This is a genomic window from Bowmanella denitrificans (genome assembly GCF_002887595.1).
Lineage (GTDB): Bacteria > Pseudomonadota > Gammaproteobacteria > Enterobacterales > Alteromonadaceae > Bowmanella > Bowmanella denitrificans.
The window spans coordinates 306,662-327,463 of the sequence record NZ_PEBU01000005.1; the positions used below are offsets into that span (position 1 = coordinate 306,662).

Sequence of the window (20,802 nt, forward strand, 5' to 3'; positions counted from 1 at the left end):
TTTTGTCACTTATTGCTAGAATTATCCCCCTCCGACAAGAGCCAGCCAGTAACGAAGCGATACTGGAACGCATTGTCACAGAACATGGGCCGTCATTAAGGCTATTTTTACAGGTGCGGGCACCTGCCGGAATGGAGATTGAGGATATCCAGCAGGAGGTTTTTTTACGTCTGGTGCGCTTACCTAATCCTATTGAACAACTAAGTAAACAACCCGACACCTTGCGTAGCTATTTGTTCACCATTGCCACCAACCTCATTCGTGATCGATTGCGCCGCGCTAAAACCCGTCATCAAGAACAACACGAACCCTTTGAAGAACAACAGTGCCATTTGCAACACAATGGACCAGAAGAATGGTTAACTGGCATACAGCAATACCAGAAAATGAGGCGAGCGATAGGCAGATTACCAAATAAACCCCGACAAGCGTTCATCCTCAGCCGTTATAAACATTACAGCTACAGAGATATATCTGAATACATGAATGTATCGGTCAGCACTGTTGAAAAATATATAGCCGAAGCCCTCAATGCACTCCGTAAGGAATTGCTATGACTATGCCAATCAAAAATGACCCTGCTCATCAGGCGGCAATTTGGGTCAGCCGCTTAAACACCCAAACCTTAAGTGATGCACAGTTACAGGCATTATATCAGTGGTTACAGCAATCTCCGGCCAATAAACGTGAGTTTGATGCATTACAGCAAGTGTGGGACGAGTTCGGAGCGGTACAGCTGGAGCCTGAGTTATTGCGCCATGCACACCCGCGTCGCTCACGTAAATTCGTTTGGTATAGCCTGGCAGCTACTTTTACCCTGATCTGTTCAATGAGTCTTTTTTTCTTCTGGCCAGTACAGACACCGCAGCCTATAGTGCGTTACAACACAGAAATTGGCGAACAACGGCACATCACTCTACCGGATGGCAGCGATGTACAGATGAACACCAATTCCAGTCTATTGGTTGACTTTTCTGGCCCTCAGCGCCGAATTATGCTCGACAAAGGCGAAGCTTTTTTTTCAGTAACCCGTGATCCAAAACGGCCGTTTAGTGTTCAAACCGGTTCACAATCCATCAGCGTGCTAGGTACCCGTTTTAATGTACGTAAGCGCGGCAATCAATTCACAGTGGCCGTTGAAGAAGGGATAGTAGCAGTGCATCGTAAAGAAGTTCCTCTGCAATTGACCAACTTCAAGAGCAGTGGAAATACAGGAGAGCAGCACGGTCAGTATCGTTTACTTGCTGGTGAAGTCATGACTTTTGCAGATGACAGTTACAAAGTGTCAGCCAGTGAACCGACCAATCTATCACGCCAACTTAACTGGCGCAGTGGCGTTGTGACTTTTGAAGATACACCACTTAAGGAGGTCGTAGCCGAACTTAACCGTTATTCCCCCCGGCGAATCCTGATACAAGATCCACATCTGATGCACTTAAAAGTTTCAGGCGTATTCCATCTGCAACAATTAGAACATGTACTTAGTGGCTTGCAAGCAACTTTTGCTCTGCAGATTCGCTACGAGAACGACATGATATTTATCGAGAAAAACAAACAATAAACAAATTTGAAATATTTTTTTCACAATTCATGAGGTGTTCAACCCAAGCTGCGTATTTACTTCTTGAGACTACTCTCTCAGTTTAGGAGTTCATATATGCCGGTTTCTAAAACAATGATAAAAACCACTATCAGCCGTGCCATAGCCGTTGCCTGCCTGGCATCGTCCGTATCCGCCGTTGCTGCATCTGATGTCACTCGCACCGAACAACATCTTCTGTCTCTTGCAAAGGAACAGGGAATACAAATTATGTTCGCCGCAGATACGGTCAAGGGTGTCACACTAAATGACCCACCAGTCTCTGGCACCATCGAGCAAAAATTGACTCAGATGCTACAAGGCACGAGCCTGAACTATCGAAAAGTCACCGAAAATGTCTACGTTGTACTAGCCGATGAACCAGGCTCTACCGCGGAAACCGATATTTCTAACCGTCAGGTTGAAACCCCAGCACCACCTAGCGAAGCAGCTACAGATGTAGAGAAAATTTCCATCACAGGTTCGCGTTTACGTCGCAGAGGTGCAGACGCCCCCATACCAACGACGGTACTAAGTTCTGCCTATATTGATGCTAAAGGGATCACCAGCCTAGGCGACATGATGACCGAACTTCCGGCAATCAACCCTGGCATTAACGGTCAGAATAATAACCTGAATATGGGAAACGCAGGACTAAACTTGCTGGATCTGCGCGCCTTGGGTTATACCCGAACCTTAGTTCTGGTAAATGGGCGTCGTCATGTGGGCAGTCAGGCAGGCAACAGCTCGGTAGACATTTCCACTATCTCACCAGCCTTGATTGAACGGATTGAAACTATTACCGGCGGTGCATCAGCCGTATATGGTGCCGATGCAGTTTCAGGTGTCGTGAACTTCATTATGAAGAAAGACTTTGAAGGCCTGCAATTAGACGGTCAAATCGGTGCAGCTGAGCATGGTGCAGCAGAGGATCAAGCATTCAGTATCACAGCAGGTACCAACTTCAATCAGGAGCTGGGGAATCTCACGCTGCATTTTAACTATGCCAAAAACAACGGCCACCTTGCGACCGATAGAGATTTCTCCAAAACCAGCCTGACCTTCCAGGATGTAAACAAAGACGGCATATTTGAAGCCTATGACGACAACGTTATCCGTGTGCAGGGACCGACCGGCATCACCCTTGGCCCAGTACCTGGAGGGATAGTAGCCTGGACTGAGGACGGTAATTTTCTCGACCCCAGCGGTGACCCAATCTTCGGCTTTGCCAGTCAGCAAGGTGGAATCGGCTTACGTACAGCTGACTATGCCCAACCTCGTCCTGCCACAGAACGTTTGTTGTTCAATGGCAACCTGCGTTACGAAGTACTGCCAGATACGGCACTTTTTATCGAGGGTAAGTACGCCTTCACCAAAGCCAACATCCATGGTCAGCCAGCTTATTTTGGTTCATTCGGTTCTTTTGCTCGACCCGCCAATATCAGCATAGACAATCCATACTTACATGCCGAAGTGGTGGATTACTTACAGCAACAAGGAGTGAGTAGCATCAGGGTCGAAAAGGCGAGCGAGGAGCTTGGACTAATCGACTTTGTAAATACCCGCCACCTGTTTCAGTTGGTTACCGGACTGGAAGGGCAATTAGGCTACGACTGGAACTGGTCACTTTCTTATCAATATGGGCGCAGTGAAGGCCAGGAAGATGGACTAGATCGTGATGAAGCGCGTGCCCAACAAGCCATAGATGTCATTCGAGATGAACAAGGCGAAATTCGCTGCCGTGACCAGAGCCATGCTTGTGTACCCATGAACTTATTTGGCCGTCAATCTTTGTCGGATGACGTAATAAACTTCATGATGTTTCGTGAAATTGATAAGAATTATCTGACTCAAAAAGCCTTTAACGCCCAGATCAGCGGCGAAGCATTTGATCTCCCTGCGGGCAGGCTTGCCCTGGCCGCAGGTTTGGAATATCGCCAGGAGCGCAGCGAATTTGCTCCTTCTATGGCTCATCAACTTGGCACAACGTATCGCACCAACTCTGGAGCACTATTAGCCAGCCAAGGCAAGTATGATGTAAAAGAAGCTTTTGTTGAAACCCTTGTTCCGTTGCTGGCTGAACAAAGCTGGGCCAATCTTCTCAATCTTGAAGCTGCGGTCCGGGTATCGGATTATTCCCTGTCAGGTTCATCCACTGCCTGGAAGTTAGGCCTGAGCTGGGAGCCAGTGGACGACATAAAATTCCGCTTTAACCGCTCAAAATCTGTTCGCGCTGCAAACATAGCTGAAATGTTTCAGCCTGAGCAACCAGGGTTTGCTTTTGTAGAAGACCCTTGTCATTTTGAAAATCGTGCCCTAGGTGGTGCCCCAACAAACCGGGAAGCCAACTGTCAGGCGTTGGGCCTAGGCCCTGATTTTCATTCCGATGCTGAGACCTCAGTGCGCACAGTACTGACATCTGGAAGTCGGGATCTAAAACCCGAATCTTCTCTGACCACTACTATGGGGTTGGTTTATACGCCGGCCTGGTTAGATGGACTAACTCTGTCGGTGGATAGCTGGGACATCAACATCTCAGACGCTATCCAGGCATTTGATGCCAACAATATCCTGAACAACTGTGTGGATCTGGCTTCACTGGACAATGAATTTTGTCGCCTGGTATCCCGCGACACGGACGGGCAGATCACTGGTATCAGTGTAAAACAAATTAACATTGCCAATTTTGAAGCGGCAGGCACCGATTTTGAAGCCCACTACCAGTGGCAGTGGGGTGAAAGTGATCTGTCTTTGAACCTGATTGGCTCCCACCTACGCCGTAAAAATTATTTTGAAACCCCGGATGCCAGCGAGCCGCTTCGTCAGGCTGGCAATCTGGAAAATCCGCAATGGCAAGGTATGCTGATGCTGGGCTATCAAAACGGCCCTTGGAATATTAGTTTGCAAAGTCGTTATGTTGGTTCATCCCAGGTTGACGCCGCCGAACAAAACCCCGGCTATCATCGGCAAATACCCTCTTACACTTTGCACTCCATGCAAGTCAGACACCGGTTTGATGAGCAGATGGAAGTCTATCTGGGCCTCAACAATTTACTGGATGAAGCCCCCCCCCGCAGAGCGGATGTCTTTTCTGGTCAGGGAGTAGCTGGCAGTTTTTACGACACTGTCGGTCGTTTTGCATATCTGGGTGCCAGATACAAGTTCTGATCACATCAATCCCCCGCGCGGGCCTGCAGGCCCGCTAAGCTCCAGGAGTATCCCATGCAACGATGCGCTGGCATAATCGCCTGCCTGTTTTCACTTTTTGTCTTTGTTTATCCCTGCCAGGCCGCAGAGATCGAGCTCGCTTATCAGCGAGCCGCAGATATTCAACGATATCAAACTGACCGCTGGTTGTTAAATAACGATATATACCCGCACTGGTATGCAGAAAAAGATATCTTCTGGTATCTGCATGAAACCGCAAAAGGTCACCAATTCCGGGTAGTGGATGCGGCTAAAAGCAAAGTACGTCCACTATTCGATCATCACGCTTTAGCCAAGGCACTGCAGTTGGCCAGTAAACAAGACGTCAACGCCGACAAGCTACCGATTAAGCAACTTCACGTCAGCCCAGATGAGAAAACCCTCAGTTTTGTGCATAACAAACAACATTGGCGCTATCAGCTAGATGGCTCAAGGTTGCAACAACTGGCCGAACGCCCTACCAACCTGTTACTTTCACCGGACAGACAATCAGGACTATTTATCCGCAACCATAATCTGTGGCTCTACGATATTCAACGCGCAGAGGAACGGGCACTGACCGATGACGGCCTGCAGTTTTTTGCTTACGGCACTATACCTGATGCTTATCTTCGTCAAGGTACACCTCAGGCATTGTGGTCGCCTGACGGCAAAAAAATACTGGTGGTACAAACCGACGAGCGCCAGGTGAAGGAATTCCCATTCATCAATTTTGTACCGGACAAGCAGGTTCGCCCCACCGCTTACTCTTCTCGTACTGCATTACCGGGCGATGCTCATGTGCCAACTTTCACCTTTTGGCTGATTGATGTGCTTACGGGGGAAAAACAAGCGATAAAATACCCGCCAATCCCCTCTGTACGCATGAACGACAGCCCTATTTCAGGGGAACGGGCGTTTTGGCACAGCAACAGCAAAACCTTATATTTTGTCGATCTGGCCCGGGGAGAGCAGCATGCCGCCGTGGTGGAGGTAAACAGTGAAAACGGCCAGACCCGGGTGTTATTTGAAGAAAGCAGTGACAGCTATCTTGAGCTCAGCCCTGTTATTTACGCTTCTGCCACCATGCAGTTATTGTCTGAAAGCAATGAACTGATATGGTATTCCGAGCGAACAGGCTATGCACACTTATACCTGTATGACCTGTCCAGCGGCAAGCTCAAGCACCCAATTACTCAAGGAAATTGGTTGGTCAGAGATCTTATCCGGGTGGATCAAACACGCCGAGAAGCGATCATCGCCATAGCACAACGGCAGGATGCCACCAGTCCTTACCATCGACAAATCGCCAGGGTCAATCTGGACAGCGGCGAGCTCAGTTTGCTCAGTCGCTCCGAACATGACCATCAGGTACACCACAACAAGAGCTTTCAGGTAAAAGGCCTTAGCTATGGTGGTGAAGATATAAGCAATATCAATGGCGTAGCACCCAGCGGCAACTATTTGGTAGAGACATTGTACCGGGCTGATAAACCTTCCCAGACACGTATCCTGGCCCGCGATGGCCGAATACAGATGAATTTACTCACGGCACAAATGCATGCATTTCCTGAAGACTGGCACTGGCCCCAACCTGCCACTTTACTGGCTGCCGATGGGACAACTTCCATTGATGCCCTGGTATTTCGTCCCAGTGATTTCGACCCCGCCAAGCGCTATCCGGTAATCGACCACATCTACGGCGGGCCACAAGTGGCGCATGTGCCACAACGCTTTGGCGGAAATGCATTTATTAATTCCGCCTCTTTGGCAGAACTTGGTTTTATTGTTACGGTGATTGACGGCAAAGGCACAGCATTGCGGGACAAAGCTTTTCGTAATGCGTCTTATGGCAAGCTGGAAACGGCCAGTAACCTCGAAGATCACCTGGCCGCGTTGCAACAATTGCATAAGCTGTATCCGCAAATGGATCTGACTCGTTTAGGTATCTATGGATTCTCTGGTGGCGGGTATATGGCTGCTAGTGCGATGCTGCGTTATCCAGACAATTTTAGCGTTGGTGTCGCTTGGTCGGGCAACCACGACCAACGTTTATTCTGGCATGGGTGGGGAGAGCGTTATCAGGGCTTACCCGACGCAGATAATTACCAACAACAGGCCAATCTTAAGCATGCAGGACAGTTGAAAGGTAAGCTGATGCTGATTCATGGATTGCAGGATATTGGAGTACATCCTGCTCAAGTGTTTCAATTAAGCCAGGCATTGATAGACAACAACAAAGATTTCGACTTACTAATAATGCCGAAACAGGGGCACGCGTTGCCAGGTTATCCCATGCGACAGATGTGGGATTACTTTGTCCGCCATTTAGCCAAAATGCAGCCTCCTGAAGAGTTTCGACTGAAGTCATCGTCTGATTACCCGAGGGAGTAATAATGTTCAAAAATATAATAAAAACAATCAGCTTGGCCATTGTTCTGTGGTTGGTAATTACAAAGGCACAAGCCGAGCAGGCATATCCTCAGGTTATGCTGGAAACGTCCATGGGCAATATTCAGGTGGAGCTTTATACCGACAAAGCGCCACTGTCCGCCGGGGACTTTCTGGCCTACGTGCAACAAGGACTGTTTGACAATAGACTCAGGTTCCATCGCGTGGTGAGGCCAGACAATGACCACGGCCAGCCGGTTATCTCGGTGATCCAGGCTGGTTTACCAGACGGTGCGCCGCGCAGAGCCCCTATTGCCCATGAAACCACTGAGCGGACTGGTTTAAAACATCTGGATGGTACCTTGTCTATTGCCCGCGCAGAGCCTGGCAGCGGCGGCGGTAGCGACTTTTTTATCTGCGTGGGCGATCAACCGGCCCTGGATTTTTCCGCCAAGCGTAACCCCGACCGTCAGGGCTTTGCCGCCTTTGGCAAGGTGCTCAGCGGCATGGATGTAGTGCGTAAAATCAATGCCCTACAAGGGATTAGCACAGGTCAGGATGATTATGTAGACGGACAGATTCTGGCCGAGCCGGTGCGCATCACCCGCGCCTATTTGTTAGCAACGGCGAAACGCTAGCCACCATATTCAGGCAGCATATGGCTTTATGCTGCCCCTCGCACTTACGCACATTAACAATATGTTAAGTCTTTTCTGTGCCAAATGGTTAACATAAGGCCAAGGTTTAATCTCTGACCAAGCCTATGCCAACACGTTGCAAAGCCTATTTCTACAGGAAAATCTGTCTGGCCAAGCAGTATATGGACCAGCATTTCGCCGAAGAGCTGGACATAGATCAGATTGCCAATCAAGCCTGTTTCAGCAAATACAACTTTATCCGCCAGTTCAAAAAAACCTATCACAGAACACCTTATCAGTATCTGAAATTTATCCGGCTACACCGGGCCGCCATACTGCTTAGAAGCGGGCAATATTCCGTGCAGGAGGTGTGCTTTCTGGTAGGTTACATCAGTCTTTCCTCATTCAGCGGCTTATTTAAATCCGCTTATGACCAGTCACCCCATAAGTATCTGCAGGCCCACAAAGCAAGAGCCAGACAGCAGGCTATAGGCCCTTCTTGCGTTATCCCGGCTTGTTTTGCCACTTTGCAGAATGGCATAAAACAGCAATTCTGAAGAAAAAACTGCCGGGTATTTTTCTTATGATAGGGGTTCAGGCAAACCAGGAGCAACGCATGAAACCCCAATTTACACCCGGAAATAACATGGCCATGAAAATACCCAGCCATGAATATCAGGCTACGCTGGCTTTTTATCGTGAGGTGCTGGCCTTAACTGAAATAACCAGCCCGGAGCCCGGCTCAACGCCCAGGTTTGCGTTTGGCGATAAAACCTTATGGCTGGACAAGGTTGCCACCATCAGTCAGGCGGAAATCTGGCTGGAAATTGTCACCGATAATCCGCAGGCGGCAGCCGAGTATTTCAACAAAGCAGGAATTCAGCGCTGCGATGATATCGAGCCGTTACCGGCAGACTTTAAGGGCTTTTGGATCACCAGTCCCAGTAACATCATCCATCTGCTTTCCAGCCAATAGCGATATGACAGTAGGGCGGGACTGGCCCTACTGTCCCGCCAGGGCCAGTCGAATGTCTTCCCAGCTCACCTCATCCCCCAGTGCCGTTTTGACGGCTGTCAGGCTATTGTCCTGTTGAGCAGCGGCGGCCTGACGAATAGCCTCAATACGTTCTGCTGGCAGTAACTCCTGCACCTCAATCTCACCGGACTGAATAAAGTGGCATAAGTGATTGGCCACCGTTCCAGGCACCAGGCCGCGCTGCTCGGCAATCTGCGCCAGGTTTAAGCCCTGGCGGTAAAGATCCAGGGTGATATCGCGCGTGCTGCGCTTTTCGGTGGCATCTTCTGCACTGTTTTCCTGGCCGGATGCCAAAGCGGCTCTGGTGTCGGCACTGGATAAGGGCGCAGGATCGGTCTCCAGACCCTGCTCAGCGCAGTACTCGGCCACCAGCTTAAGTATATCCTCGCCATATTTTTCCACCGTGCTCGGGCCAACTTTATGCACTTTTAATAACGTCTGGCGACTGCCCGGCAAATGCTTGGCAATTTGCAACAGGACTTGCTGGTGAGCAATGCGGTAAGCGGGTACCTGCTGGTGTTCGGCCTGCCCACTGCGCCAGTCCCGCAAGCGCTGAAACAGCGCCGGATGCGCCAGGTCATCAATGCTCAGTTCTTCTGCCGGGGGGCTTTTCACCGCAGCGCTTTTACTTTCCTGAATACCCGCTTTGGCCAGGGCTTGTAACCAGATGGCCAGATTGAACCCCGCGGCGCTGCAAGCCACAATGGCCTGCTTCTCGGCCAAAACCCTATCCAGTCGTTCCAGGGCCTTTTTAATCTGCTTGTTAAGCTGTTTGTTGTCGGTGGCATAGTGAAATGCTGCTCGCCAAGCTATCAGCTCAGCCAGGGCCTGGCCGAAATAGCCGCTGGCTTTACTGACCCGCTCCTGCACTGCGTTATCCTGCTCCGGTAACGGCGCGTTAGCAAACAGGCTGTGTAACTGGCGCTGGAATTTCGTTGCCACTGCGACCACGTTATTCTGGATGGCCTGCTTTAATTCAGGCAAAGCTGCACTGTTATGGCTTTGCACCCTGTCTCCGCCATCCGCCAATTCCCTTTCCAGTCGATTTAGTGCAAACCCCAGCCCACTAAAATCAAAACTTTCCAGCAACAGTCCCTGCTGATACTCACCTTTGGCCTGCTCCAGCATGGCTGCATCCGGCGCCGGACAATGCTGGCTGAAATGTATAATCAGCTCGTCACAACGCACGGCCTGGGGACGCAGTGGGCTTTGCAACACCAGACCATCTAATTGGCGACAACGACTTAGCGCCACATAAATCTGCCCGTGGGAAAAGGCTGCCTGACCGTCGATTATGGCCTTGTCGAAGGTCAGCCCCTGGCTCTTATGAATGGTAATTGCCCAGGCCAGGCGCAGCGGTATCTGACTGAAACTGCCGATGACGTCCTCGCTAATCTGCTGTTCACCGTCCAATCCATATTTGATGTTTTCCCAGGTGGCCGCTTCTACCTCAATGGGTTCAGGCTCATCCGCACATTGCACCCAGACCTTGTCGGCCTGTACACGGCTGACCACCCCGCGTTTGCCGTTAAAATAGCGCCGCAGCTCACCCTGGTCATTGCGGATAAACATCACCTGAGCGCCAACTTTCAGTGCCAGTTGCGCGGCGGCCGGATAGCTTTGCTCAGGGTACTCACCGTTAACCCGCGCCTCGAAATATTGAAGTTCGCCAGGCAGCGCCGCCAGTTTGCTGTTATTCAGCTTGTCCGCGCTGTGGTTATGGGTGCTCAGCACAATATAATCGTCATCATGAAAATCCGGCTGATAGCGCCGGTTCAGGGCGTCAAGCGCCTGGTCATCCAACTGGTTATTGCGCACCTGATTCAGCAGACTGATAAAGGCCGGGTCGGACTGACGGTAGACCTGCTGCAATTCCACCTGCACCCACTGGCTTTGCGCCAGGGCCTGGCTGGCAAAGAAGTAAGGGTTGGCATAATGTTGTTGTAGCAGTTGCCAGTCACTGTCTTTCACCACCGGCGGCAACTGGTATAAATCGCCGATCAGCAGCAACTGCACGCCGCCAAAGGGCTTGTTGCGATCGCGAAAACGCCTTAGTACCGCATCCACGGCGTCCAGCATATCGGCCCGCACCATACTGATCTCGTCAATCACCAGCAAGTGCAGGCTGCGGATGATATTGATCTTTTCTTTGCTGAAACGGTTGTGCTCGGCCTGTCTGGTGCCAGGTATATAGGGCCCGAAGGGGAGCTGGAAAAACGAATGCAGGGTTACGCCACCGGCATTAATGGCTGCCACACCGGTTGGCGCGGTGACCATCATACGTTTAGGGCTATGCGTTTTTAGTTCACGCAGGAAGGTGGTTTTACCGGTCCCGGCCTTACCGGTTAAAAACACATGTATGCCGGTTTGTTCCACCAGCGTTCTGGCTGTGTGTAATTGGAGATTGGGGTTGGTCATATTATCCCTGCCTGGATTCTGTGGTGCCATCCTATCATTAATTTAGAACAGCCTGGGCCAAGGTCCAGTCAGGGACATGCTTTCATGCTTAATTGCCTTGGATAACTTGCCCGTTATCTAGATTTACACGGAAGCGTTTGTCTGGTTCCCCTTGCTGCAAGGCCTGGAATATTGCCAGCAGTTGGCTTAGCCTGCTTCTTAGCGCCCATTGCGGCGAACCCTCTGGCTGCTCAGAGTGGTTAAGTCGCTGGGCCAGCAGCTGATAGGCCAAGATACGCTTCGCAGGGATATCCGCCAGGGCCAGACTGCCAGCATTACGCAAACGATAAAAATCCAGCGCCAGCTCAAAGCCCGTCCAGCGGCTAAGCTCCTCCGGCATCACAGACGGAGACGGCCAGCTGTTGCGCAGGCTGATATCGGCAGACTGCCAGGCTTTACTTTGCATCAGTGCATTAAGGGCCTGCCCCCGGTCGCCATTAAAGCCACTGAGCACCATCAGTTGCCAACCATTGAGAGCCAGTAACGCCTCACGTAAGTCCTTTGGCCATTCCCCCGGCAAAAAGCGCAGCCGGGTCAGTTCCTGTAAATGCCAGAGGGTAAACTCCCGGTAGCTTTTAGCCGTTAGAATGCCCTTATCCCAGGGCGGGGCGTTGTGGCTGCTGACCTGGTATTCCAGGGCATAATGTTCAAACAACTCGTCAAAGCGTGGCACCTTGTTCAGCACGATAGTGTCGACCTGCACTTGCCTGTCGCTGTGCAGGGTCAGCAGTTTGTAAGCTGGCACATAAGCGGCCAGTGACGGTGCCTGAATATTGATCAGCGTATTGCCCTGCGAGCCTTTGATTCTGCCAGTATCGTTAAAATGCATATGTCCGCCCACATGCAGGGTCAGGCCGGTATCTGCCAATAACTGCCCCACCCTGTCTGTTGGGCGCCTGGCCAATTGTTGTGCCTCTGCTCCAAATAAATCGGCCATCCCCTGGGACTGACCATCATAAAACTCGGTCATCGGAAAATGGCTGAAGGCCAGCAAGGTTTTACCTTGGCTGGCTGCACGTTTCACCACTGTGCGGATCCAATCCAGCACCTGGGTTTTATGGCTGACCAGCTTGTTGTATCCCGCATTCCCGGAACCGGCAAACTCGCCGCTAGCTGCTTTTGGCACATACACATTGGCATCAATGGCCAGTAACCAAAGGCCCGGCACAGGTTCAACCAGATAGCTGGCATCCGCCACCTGCCGACATTGGCTGTAGCCAGCCTGTTTATAAGCCCCGCCTGTACCCTGAGCGCAGATTTCATAATTACGCTGGTCCAGCTCAGCCTGCTGGCTTGCCTTGTGGAAACTGTATGTATCTGTCTGATAATCGGAATAAGGCGATTCCCAGTAAAGGTCTCTGCTATCCGGGAAAAAACCAAAGCTGGCAAGTTCGGCAAGAATACCGCCATACCCCAGATGGCGTATTTCCTCGCTACAAATCGTGTCAGGCGCATTATCGCCCTTGATCACCGCCCAGATCCCTTGATACGCCAGACACTTGTCCGCCCCACGACTGAATATGGCCTGCTGATGGCCCCCTGCGCCCAGAAAATCCGGTTCACCGCCAGGTGAGTCAAAGGGCCGCACTGGATCGTGATTGCCCGGCGTGGCAAAAAAACGCATGCCGTAGGTTTGACTGTAGTTATCCAGAATTCGCCGCAAGCCGCGAATATGCACTGGCTGACCGTCGTCACTGAAATCCCCCGGCAGCGCCACCAGCTTGACACCACGGCGCGCTGCATCGTCAAGGGCCGCCAGCAGGGCAAAGTAGTTTTCATTAAACAGCCGGGTTGAATGTAACTGTGCCCGCATACTGCGAATGGTAGCCTTACGGCCACTTTTACTGTTGGGCAGGCCTGCAAATGCACCATCGCGAAACTCGCCGTAAACATCATGAAAATGCACATCCGGCATAAAGGCGATTTGCAGCGGCTCAGCAGCCGGTGCACTATCCGCCCCTGCCCCACCCGGCAACAGGGTCAGAAAAAGCAGCACGCCAATGATTAGCCTGAACATAAGCCGCTCCTGAAAAATGCCAATATAAAGGCCCGCACAGGGCGGGCCACAACGACTTAGAAGCTGGCGCGTACACCTAAACTGAAGCGACGGCCTGAGAACTCATACATGCTGGGGAACACCGGTGCGATGGTGTAGGCACGAGTTTCCTCATCGGTAATGTTAATACCTTCCAGCGACAACTTGATGTCGTCGGTCAGGTGATAACCCAGTGATAGATCCAACTGACCATAGGCATCGCGATACACCGGATACATATCCCGCTCAATGACTTCTACGTATTTATCTTTGTAGTTGTAAGACAAACGTGCATCGAAGGCGGCATTTTCGTAGTAGAGGGTGGCGTTCCAGGTTTTATCTGACAGGCCTTCGGGTGGCGTAGGAATAGCCAGATCAGAGGCACCGGTCAGAGAATTGTCCAGCATGGTGTAGTTGGCGTTGATGCCAAAACCTTCCAGCACAGGATGCAGCATACTGAGCGGGAATTGGGCAATCAGTTCCACTCCTGACACATCATAGGCGCCTTCGGCATTGACCTTCTGATACACGTCAAAGTCATACACGCCATCAACCGTGCCATTGGCATTATATTTGGTCACATCCTTAACCACACCGGTCAGGCTCTCGCGCACCACCCCTTCAATGGTTTTTTCGAAGTAAGACACTGCCAGCAGACCACCATTTTCCAGATAGTACTCCAGGCCAATTTCCCACTGATCGGCATAGGTGGGTTTCAGGTCCGGGTTACCGTCACGGTATTTAAATTCGTTAACGCTGACGGTGCGCTTATAAGCAATATCGCCCAGCGCCGGGCGCATCAGGGTTTCGGAATAGGCCGCGCGCAGCATCAAGTCATCAGACAATTCCATCATCAGGTTGGCACTGGGCAGCACTTCCTGATATCCCCCATCCTTGGACACAGGCTCAGGGGTATAGCCTGTGGAGCCGTCACTGTTTTGCACCTGGTGGTAACCAAAGGACAACACCGAGGTGTCTACGTAACGCACACCGGCATTAAGGGTGACCGGCATATGCCCAATATCAAACAGGAAATCTGTCATGGCATACAGGCTCAGGACCTCCTCGTCCACCTGATAAAATTCACTGTCGGCAAAGTCCACGTTAAAGCCGCTGTAGCGGAAGGTGTCTCTGGCGTAATCGTTACCCACCTGCGACCACTGCGGGCTGCCGTCGAGCTGCTTCATATAGCGCCCACCGGGTACCAGGTCGGAAATTAACTGAATGTCGCTGTCTTGTAATGTGCGGGTGTTACGCCAGGAGCTGTCTCCCTCGGCCGGTCCACGCACCGTATTGCTGCCGCGGTTACGCTGTTTGGATTTGTCGGTGTAACGCACGCCAAACTGCACCTTAGCCAGGGACGGCAGAAAATCCAGACTCAAAGGGCGGGCAAAATCCAACTGCGCAGCATATTTGTCATCCTGTATTTCTTCCAGATTAACCTCGTAGGAATCAAACAGGTATTTGTCCGGCGAGTTGTACATATCGATGCTTTGGGGGTTGGCGCTGACAATAGTCTCACCACCTGTGTCGGTATAGCGGCTGCGGGACGGGGCAAAGGCCACATGCTTGAGATTGCTGGTATCTGACAGTTTTTCTGCACCGGAATAGCCCAGCAGGCCGGTGATTTGCCAGTTAGCCACATCCCAGTCCAGACTCAGGCTGTATTGGCTGTAGTCGGTTTCGTGCACATTTTCTTTACTGAGGAATTCATGCTGAGTGGCGGCGTAAGATACATCGGTCAGCACCACCACCCCATAATCAGCCAGGGTGGTATTGTCATAGCTATGTACCTGTTCCAGTGCGCTGATGCTGGAGGCGGAATAAGCGGCAGCATCGTATTCATCCTCGGTGTTGTCGTATCCTCCCAGCATGGCATCAAAGGTCAGGCTCAGCGTTTCACTGGGCTTAAATTGTAATGACGCAGTGGCTCCCCATTTGTCCTGGTCATTGAGATAGGCACGGTCGCCGACTTTATCCAGAAACACCACGCGATTGGTTTGCTCGGTATCAAATGGATCGCTGATCACCACGCCGGTATCGCGCGCCAGCACCTCAATGGTCTGGTCTGACTGCCACTGTGAAGAACCTTTTTTCTCGGTCCAGCGGGACAGGGGACGGAAATTGATGCCCGAATTAGAATCGGTGCGGTTGGTGCGGCTGGCTTTGGAGAAAGACACCAGCGCCCCCCAGTCACCAAAGGTGTCACTGGCCAGGAAAGAGAATTTTGGATCGGTCTTTTCAGAAATGGAGTTATAGGCGGCATCAGCCGACACCACAAGCTGGCGTTCGTTGTAGTCAAAGGGCCTGGCGGTGGAAATCAGCACCGAACCGGCAATACCGCCTTCCTCATCGGCGGCGGTCGGGGATTTTTGCACTGTAACGCCCTGAATAATTTCTGAGGCGAAAATATCAAATTCCACATCGCGGCCACCACTGCCAGAGGCGGTAGCCAGACCGTTGATGGACACATGGGTGAACTCACTGGGCAAACTGCGCACATTCACTTTACTGCCCAGGCCCTTGTTACGCTCGATTGTTACCCCTGGCATACGTTGCAGGGCTTCGGCCAGGTTTTGCTCCGGGAAATCGGCAATGTCGGTAGCCACAATAGAGTCAGAAAAACCAATATTGTTGCGTTTAATATCCACTGCCCGTTCCAGGCTTTTGGCGTAACTGCCGGTGACCACAATTTCTTCAATCGCTGCAGCCTCATCCTGAGCCATAACGGGAACAGACAAAACGGAGCCCAAAGCCAGAGCCAGGGGGGAAAAAACAAACAAGGAGGATTTCATGTTTTCAGCTTCCTGAGTTGGTTATGTGTGACAGCCAGTGCTGCAATGTCGTCCCTCTAGACGTCAGGAAGAACACCGATGGGGACGCGTTTTTTTATGAAGTTTTTGTGTCAGTCAGACATCACATCGCTGTCATGAAAACTTCATAAAAATGTTCGTCCCCCTTTGGCTACAATGCGCGTCTTAACGCTAATAGGCCCACCTATCAGATTTCATCATGCAGTTGCCCTTTCGCCGAGCCAAAGCCGTTACCCCAGGTTCATCAGCCCCGCTGCTGACCTGCCTGATGGCCAATCAGACTGCACTTAAGGCCTATATTCGCCGGGCCCTGCCGGAAGAAGCCGATGTGGAGGATCTGTTCCAGAAGTTGCTGTTAAAGGCGCTGCGTATGGACAACCAACAGGGTATCGACAACCCCTTGGCTTATGGCTACAAAATGGCCCAGAGCCTGATCATCGATCATCTGCGGGAGTCTCAACGCCAACCTGATGAGCTGGTGCATGAGCCCGAAGCCCCGTCACTGTGCCTGGACACTTTGCTCGACCACCAACAGCGCATCACCTTGTACAAACAAGTGATAGCCACCATGCCGGCACTGCGACGAGAAGTGTTTATCCGCCGTCGCCTGCACAGTGAAAGTCGTGACACTATTGCCAGAGCCATGGGCCTGAGCGAAGAGGCGATCAAGAAGCATCTGAGCCGGGCCATGGATGACCTGCGCCAGGCAATGGAAAAACTCGACCCTGACCTGTCCCCAAATAGTCAGTCGGGCGGTCATAGCAATAAGTCATTCAGGTAGATGCAGATGTCAGACAAGCCACGCCACACCCAGCACCGCCAAAAACTGGAACAAGCCATTTGGCAGGACGATGCCCTGACGGAGGCTTTGCAGCAGTGGCAGACTCAGCAACCGGCTGAAGCGCCGCTGAAAAAACGCCTTATGCCGCCTGCACTGTATGCCCTGGCAGCGACCATTTTGGTTTGTGTGTTGAGTGTCTATCTACTGATGCCAGCCACAGAGAATATCCCACTCGCGCATACAAACAGCCAGGCCAAACCCATTCAGTTTCAAAGCCAACAAGCCAGAGACATTGTTTTGAGTGACCAAACCCAGGTGGCCATGAATCGCGACAGCCATCTGACCTTTGTCGAACATGCTGACAGCCGTGAAGTCATTCTGTCCAAAGGAGAGGCTTACTTTGATGTGGCTCGCAATGAATCCAAACCCTTTAGTGTTAAAGTCGGTGATACGCAGGTCACCGTATTGGGCACCCGTTTTAATATCAATCGCTTAGCCAACCAGGTCGAGGTACAGGTATTTCATGGCAAAGTGGCCGTGACTCAGCTTTCCAGTCAGCAAAGTGTGCAGCTTAGTGTTGGCCAGCAGCTCAGTATTGACGCTTTGGGCATGCATAGCGGGCAGGTAACTGGAGATGCACCGGCCTGGCAGTCGGGTTGGCTGAATATAGACAATCAAGCATTGTCCCGCGTGGTATTGCAGTTGTCCCGTTACAGTGACAAGCCGGTATTAGTCAGCGATGAGCTCAGCAACCTGCCAGTCAGTGGCCGTTTTCGCACCGGTGATATTCCAGGAGCACTGGACCTGATTAGCAAGCTATATGGCCTGAAGACTGACAATTTCAGCGACAGTTATCTGCTGAGTAAGGCCCCTGTCATAAAAACGTCACCTGAATAATACAGGCTTACAGGCCAGTTTCAGCCACAACTGACTCGTCTGCCAAATGCTTAAAACACTGTCGGCCTTATTGATGTTGCTGGCACCAGGCTGTCTGATGGCCGCACCACTGGCAGAGGTATTAAGCGCATTGGCCCGCCAGCACCAGGTCGCCATCGTGTTTAACCAGGCCGAGCTGACGGATATCCAGGTTGATATGCCGGATACCGAATTACCACTGCAGGTGGTTTTACAACAGCTACTTGTCGACTTACCTCTTGATCTGGAGATCAGCGACAACGGAGTTGTGATCCGCCAGCGCAGTCAAAGCGCAAAAAACCAAGCCGAAGCAACCAAAATACTGGAAGAAGTCCGGGTCACCGGCACTGCCCTGACAGCAAATCCCCAGCAACTTGAGCGGGATTATCAGGCCGCTACCCGCGCCAGCCGTCAACTCAAACAACAGCAGATTGGCGACAGTGATTATTTACTTGGCGCGATGCTAAAGGGGCTGCCAGCAGAAAACCTGGCCGAGTCCATGCAGGCCCTGCCGGGCCTCAGTATCAGCCGTGACCGGGGTGAAGGCCTGAATATTAACGCAGGTGGTCTGGGGCCTGCCTACCAGTTAACTCTGTTAAATGGCAGGCGCATTGCCAACACAGAAAATGTCAGAAACAGTAATCAGTATGGCCAGGAATATCGCTTCGACACACTAAGCGCCGGGGTATTTTCTGCGGTGGAATTGCATAAAACCGCCGACAGCGCTTTACCCGCCGGAGCCATAGGCGCGGTAGCCAATATTATCAATGAAAAGCCACTTGCCCTGCCCAGCCAGCAAACGCAATTGACCTTATCCGGTACTAACCTGTCAGGTGACAACCAGGTGCAACCCAATATGACCATCGCCAGCAATGGGTTTAGCGCTCAACGCCAATGGGCCTGGCTGGCCAAACTGAACTATCAGAGCCGGGTCCAGCGGCAGTTTCAGTACGAGACCTGGCACTGGGGCCGCAATGCCGATGCCCCCGCCCAGTATCACTACCCTCAGCTCGATGACACCACATTGGTACCTGTTGATGGGCTGGCGCTGACCATAGAAAACGAAGACAGAACCCGGCTCAGTGCCCTGTTAACTGCCCAGTGGCAACCAACTTCACACACCAGTTGGCTGGTAAGCGGCTTTTTGTCGGATACCGACTATGCCTTTGATGAGCACAGGTTGTCGGTAAACCCCGCAAGTAAAACAGCGATTCCACATTTGATTTCTGCGGACAATGCCCTGTCCGCCGTGACATACCGCGATGCCGATATTAAAAGTGCCCGAGAAGTGTCAGGGTTGAATTACCAGCATCAAACCTGGCAGGCCAGTGGTGAACACCAGGCTAGCTTTTTAGGTTGGCCGCTGCTTATTCAGCCCTATCTGAGCCTGAGCCAGGCCATCAGCCGGACCACCTCTCCCATTACCCGGCTACGCAGCGAAATAGCCAGGACGGATCTGGAGTTTGCCATTGATGCGCAAAGATTAGGGCAATTCACGCTCAGTAACCCGGCACTGAGCCCCGACAGTTTTTCCCGTATCAGCGGCATCAGTGAACGGCATATTCGGGTGGATAATCAGGTGCAGGAGACAGGAGCGGATGCCACAATTGAGCTTTCTCAGCGCAGTCAGTTAGACCTGGGGCTAATGCTGAGCAGGCATCATCACCAATACCATCGTCAGGATATTGAACTCAACACTGAACAACTGGCCGCCATAGATGCACACAATGCCCTTTATTATCAGGCTTTGCCTACCCCTTTTGAGGCTGACTTTGCCGCCCAGGTTGCCAGTCAGTGGCTGATTCCCAGCCTTCAGCTGCAAAGCGACCAGCGCCATCTGCTGACATTCGGCGCGATGTCACAAAGCGATAAACTGAACAGCTACCGCGTCGATTTTCGTACCACCGAAGCCTTTGTTAACGGCCAATGGCAGCTTGCCGGCATAACAGGCGTGCAGTTACAGGGTGGCCTACGGTACAGTGCCACCCAAAGCCAATCTCAGGGATTTAGCCTGTTCGACGACCAGCAGGTCGTGCCCAGACACAGTCGTAGCCGTTACCGCCACTGGTTACCGTCATTAAGCTTACTGTGGCAACCCGGCACAAACTGGCAATGGCGCAGTGCGATATCGCGCAGCATGGCGCTGCCCAACTATTCCGATCTGAACCCTAAAATTCATGCCCATTCTGGCGGTCAGCCTTATGCAGAGGGCGGAAATCCGGCCCTACGGCCGGTGGAATCGAGGAATCTGTCCAGTTCCCTGAGCTACACCGCAGCAGGCGGTCAGCTATCGCTACTCTGGTTTGACAAACAGTTGAGTCATTTTATCAGCGAGCAGGTTAGCCAATTGACCTATATGGGCCAGCAATACAACCTGCGCAGTAAAACCAACCAAGGACAGGGGGCTGTTTCTGGCATTGTGGCCAGTTTGTCACTGGATATTCCCCTGCCGATAAACGGGTTAGACAGTCTGGGGCTGTCCACCAGCATCACCCAACTTGACCACGAAGGCGAATATCAGGTGGCAGGCCAGCCAAAGGTACGCCCATTGGAAGGTGTATCAAAGCGTAGCGCCAATCTGCGTATGGTACTGCGTGGCGGCCCCTGGCAGGGCGCAGTGAACATGAATTTTCGCAGCCGCTACCTGGAACAACTGGACAATACCAATCGCGCAGACGTCTGGGTGGATGACTTTACCAGCCTGGATACCAGCCTGTCCTTCACACCACTGGAGCAGGTATTGTTGCGACTGGATATTTACAACCTGCTCAATCAGAACAAACGCCGCTATGCACAAGACGGCCATGCCCAGGCATTAATGAAAGTGGAAGACTTTGGTGTCCGTTTCGCCTTTTCCCTGCAACTGCAGTGGTAAGGCCCAGCATACCTTTGATTCAGCCAACCTATTGCATCAATCAGTTTTCTTCATAGCCAACCATCTGGTGTACCGATAAAAGCCACCTATAGTTAC

General features: G+C 51.8%; 13 protein-coding genes. 10 read left to right on the forward strand and 3 right to left on the reverse strand.

Annotation, left to right across the window (positions count from 1 at the left end):
* Positions 1-2 precede the first annotated feature (2 nt).
* The 7 genes from CSR04_RS11870 (at position 3) to CSR04_RS11900 (ending at position 8,770) form a co-directional block, all read left to right on the forward strand.
* A complete protein-coding gene (locus CSR04_RS11870) occupies positions 3-557 on the forward strand; it encodes an RNA polymerase sigma factor (RefSeq protein WP_172449337.1) in 555 nt (184 codons plus the stop codon).
* Entirely contained in the window at positions 554-1,561 is a 1,008-nt protein-coding gene (locus CSR04_RS11875) for a FecR family protein (protein WP_102796509.1), read from the forward strand. Before CSR04_RS11870 ends, CSR04_RS11875 begins: the two co-directional genes overlap by 4 nt.
* A 96-nt stretch (positions 1,562-1,657) precedes the next feature.
* A complete protein-coding gene (locus CSR04_RS11880; RefSeq protein WP_102796510.1) occupies positions 1,658-4,747 on the forward strand; it encodes a TonB-dependent receptor in 3,090 nt (1,029 codons plus the stop codon).
* 54 nt (positions 4,748-4,801) lie between these two features.
* Positions 4,802-7,159: a S9 family peptidase gene (locus CSR04_RS11885; protein WP_102796511.1), complete on the forward strand. Its 2,358-nt coding sequence runs from the start codon at positions 4,802-4,804 to the stop codon at positions 7,157-7,159.
* Positions 7,160-7,161: 2 nt separating this feature from the next.
* Positions 7,162-7,794 carry a peptidylprolyl isomerase gene (locus CSR04_RS11890; RefSeq protein ID WP_216362558.1) on the forward strand — a complete coding sequence of 211 codons (633 nt, stop codon included), beginning with the start codon at positions 7,162-7,164 and terminating at the stop codon, positions 7,792-7,794.
* A 125-nt stretch (positions 7,795-7,919) separates the two neighbouring features.
* Positions 7,920-8,351, forward strand: coding sequence for an AraC family transcriptional regulator (locus CSR04_RS11895; protein WP_102796512.1), 432 nt, complete (start codon positions 7,920-7,922; stop codon positions 8,349-8,351).
* A gap of 59 nt (positions 8,352-8,410) precedes the next feature.
* Positions 8,411-8,770 (forward strand): VOC family protein, encoded by a 360-nt coding sequence (locus CSR04_RS11900; protein WP_102796513.1) that lies wholly within the window; start codon positions 8,411-8,413, stop codon positions 8,768-8,770.
* 27 nt (positions 8,771-8,797) lie between these two features.
* On the opposite strand, the gene CSR04_RS25390 is transcribed toward CSR04_RS11900, so the two are convergent.
* The 3 genes from CSR04_RS25390 to CSR04_RS11915 all read right to left on the reverse strand — a co-directional run bounded on the left by CSR04_RS25390 (position 8,798) and on the right by CSR04_RS11915 (position 16,117).
* Complete coding sequence (locus CSR04_RS25390; RefSeq protein WP_172449338.1) at positions 8,798-11,248, reverse strand: helix-turn-helix domain-containing protein; 2,451 nt, start codon at positions 11,246-11,248, stop codon at positions 8,798-8,800.
* An 88-nt stretch (positions 11,249-11,336) separates the two neighbouring features.
* A complete protein-coding gene (locus CSR04_RS11910; RefSeq protein ID WP_102796515.1) occupies positions 11,337-13,304 on the reverse strand; it encodes a metallophosphoesterase in 1,968 nt (655 codons plus the stop codon).
* A gap of 56 nt (positions 13,305-13,360) precedes the next feature.
* A complete protein-coding gene (locus tag CSR04_RS11915; protein WP_102796516.1) occupies positions 13,361-16,117 on the reverse strand; it encodes a TonB-dependent receptor in 2,757 nt (918 codons plus the stop codon).
* Positions 16,118-16,334: 217 nt separating this feature from the next.
* Here CSR04_RS11915 and CSR04_RS11920 point away from each other — a divergent pair, with 217 nt between their 5' ends.
* Genes CSR04_RS11920 through CSR04_RS11930 form a run of 3 tightly spaced genes read left to right on the forward strand, consistent with a single transcriptional unit; the run spans position 16,335 to position 20,706 of the window.
* The gene (locus CSR04_RS11920; protein ID WP_102796517.1) at positions 16,335-16,916 is read left to right on the forward strand and encodes an RNA polymerase sigma factor; all 582 of its coding nucleotides are present in this window, start codon (positions 16,335-16,337) and stop codon (positions 16,914-16,916) included.
* Positions 16,917-16,922: 6 nt separating this feature from the next.
* On the forward strand, positions 16,923-17,813 hold the full coding sequence (locus CSR04_RS11925; protein WP_172449339.1) for a FecR family protein: 891 nt from the start codon (positions 16,923-16,925) through the stop codon (positions 17,811-17,813).
* Between the two features lie 46 nt (positions 17,814-17,859).
* Positions 17,860-20,706 carry a TonB-dependent receptor gene (locus CSR04_RS11930; RefSeq protein WP_102796519.1) on the forward strand — a complete coding sequence of 949 codons (2,847 nt, stop codon included), beginning with the start codon at positions 17,860-17,862 and terminating at the stop codon, positions 20,704-20,706.
* Positions 20,707-20,802: the final 96 nt, after the last annotated feature.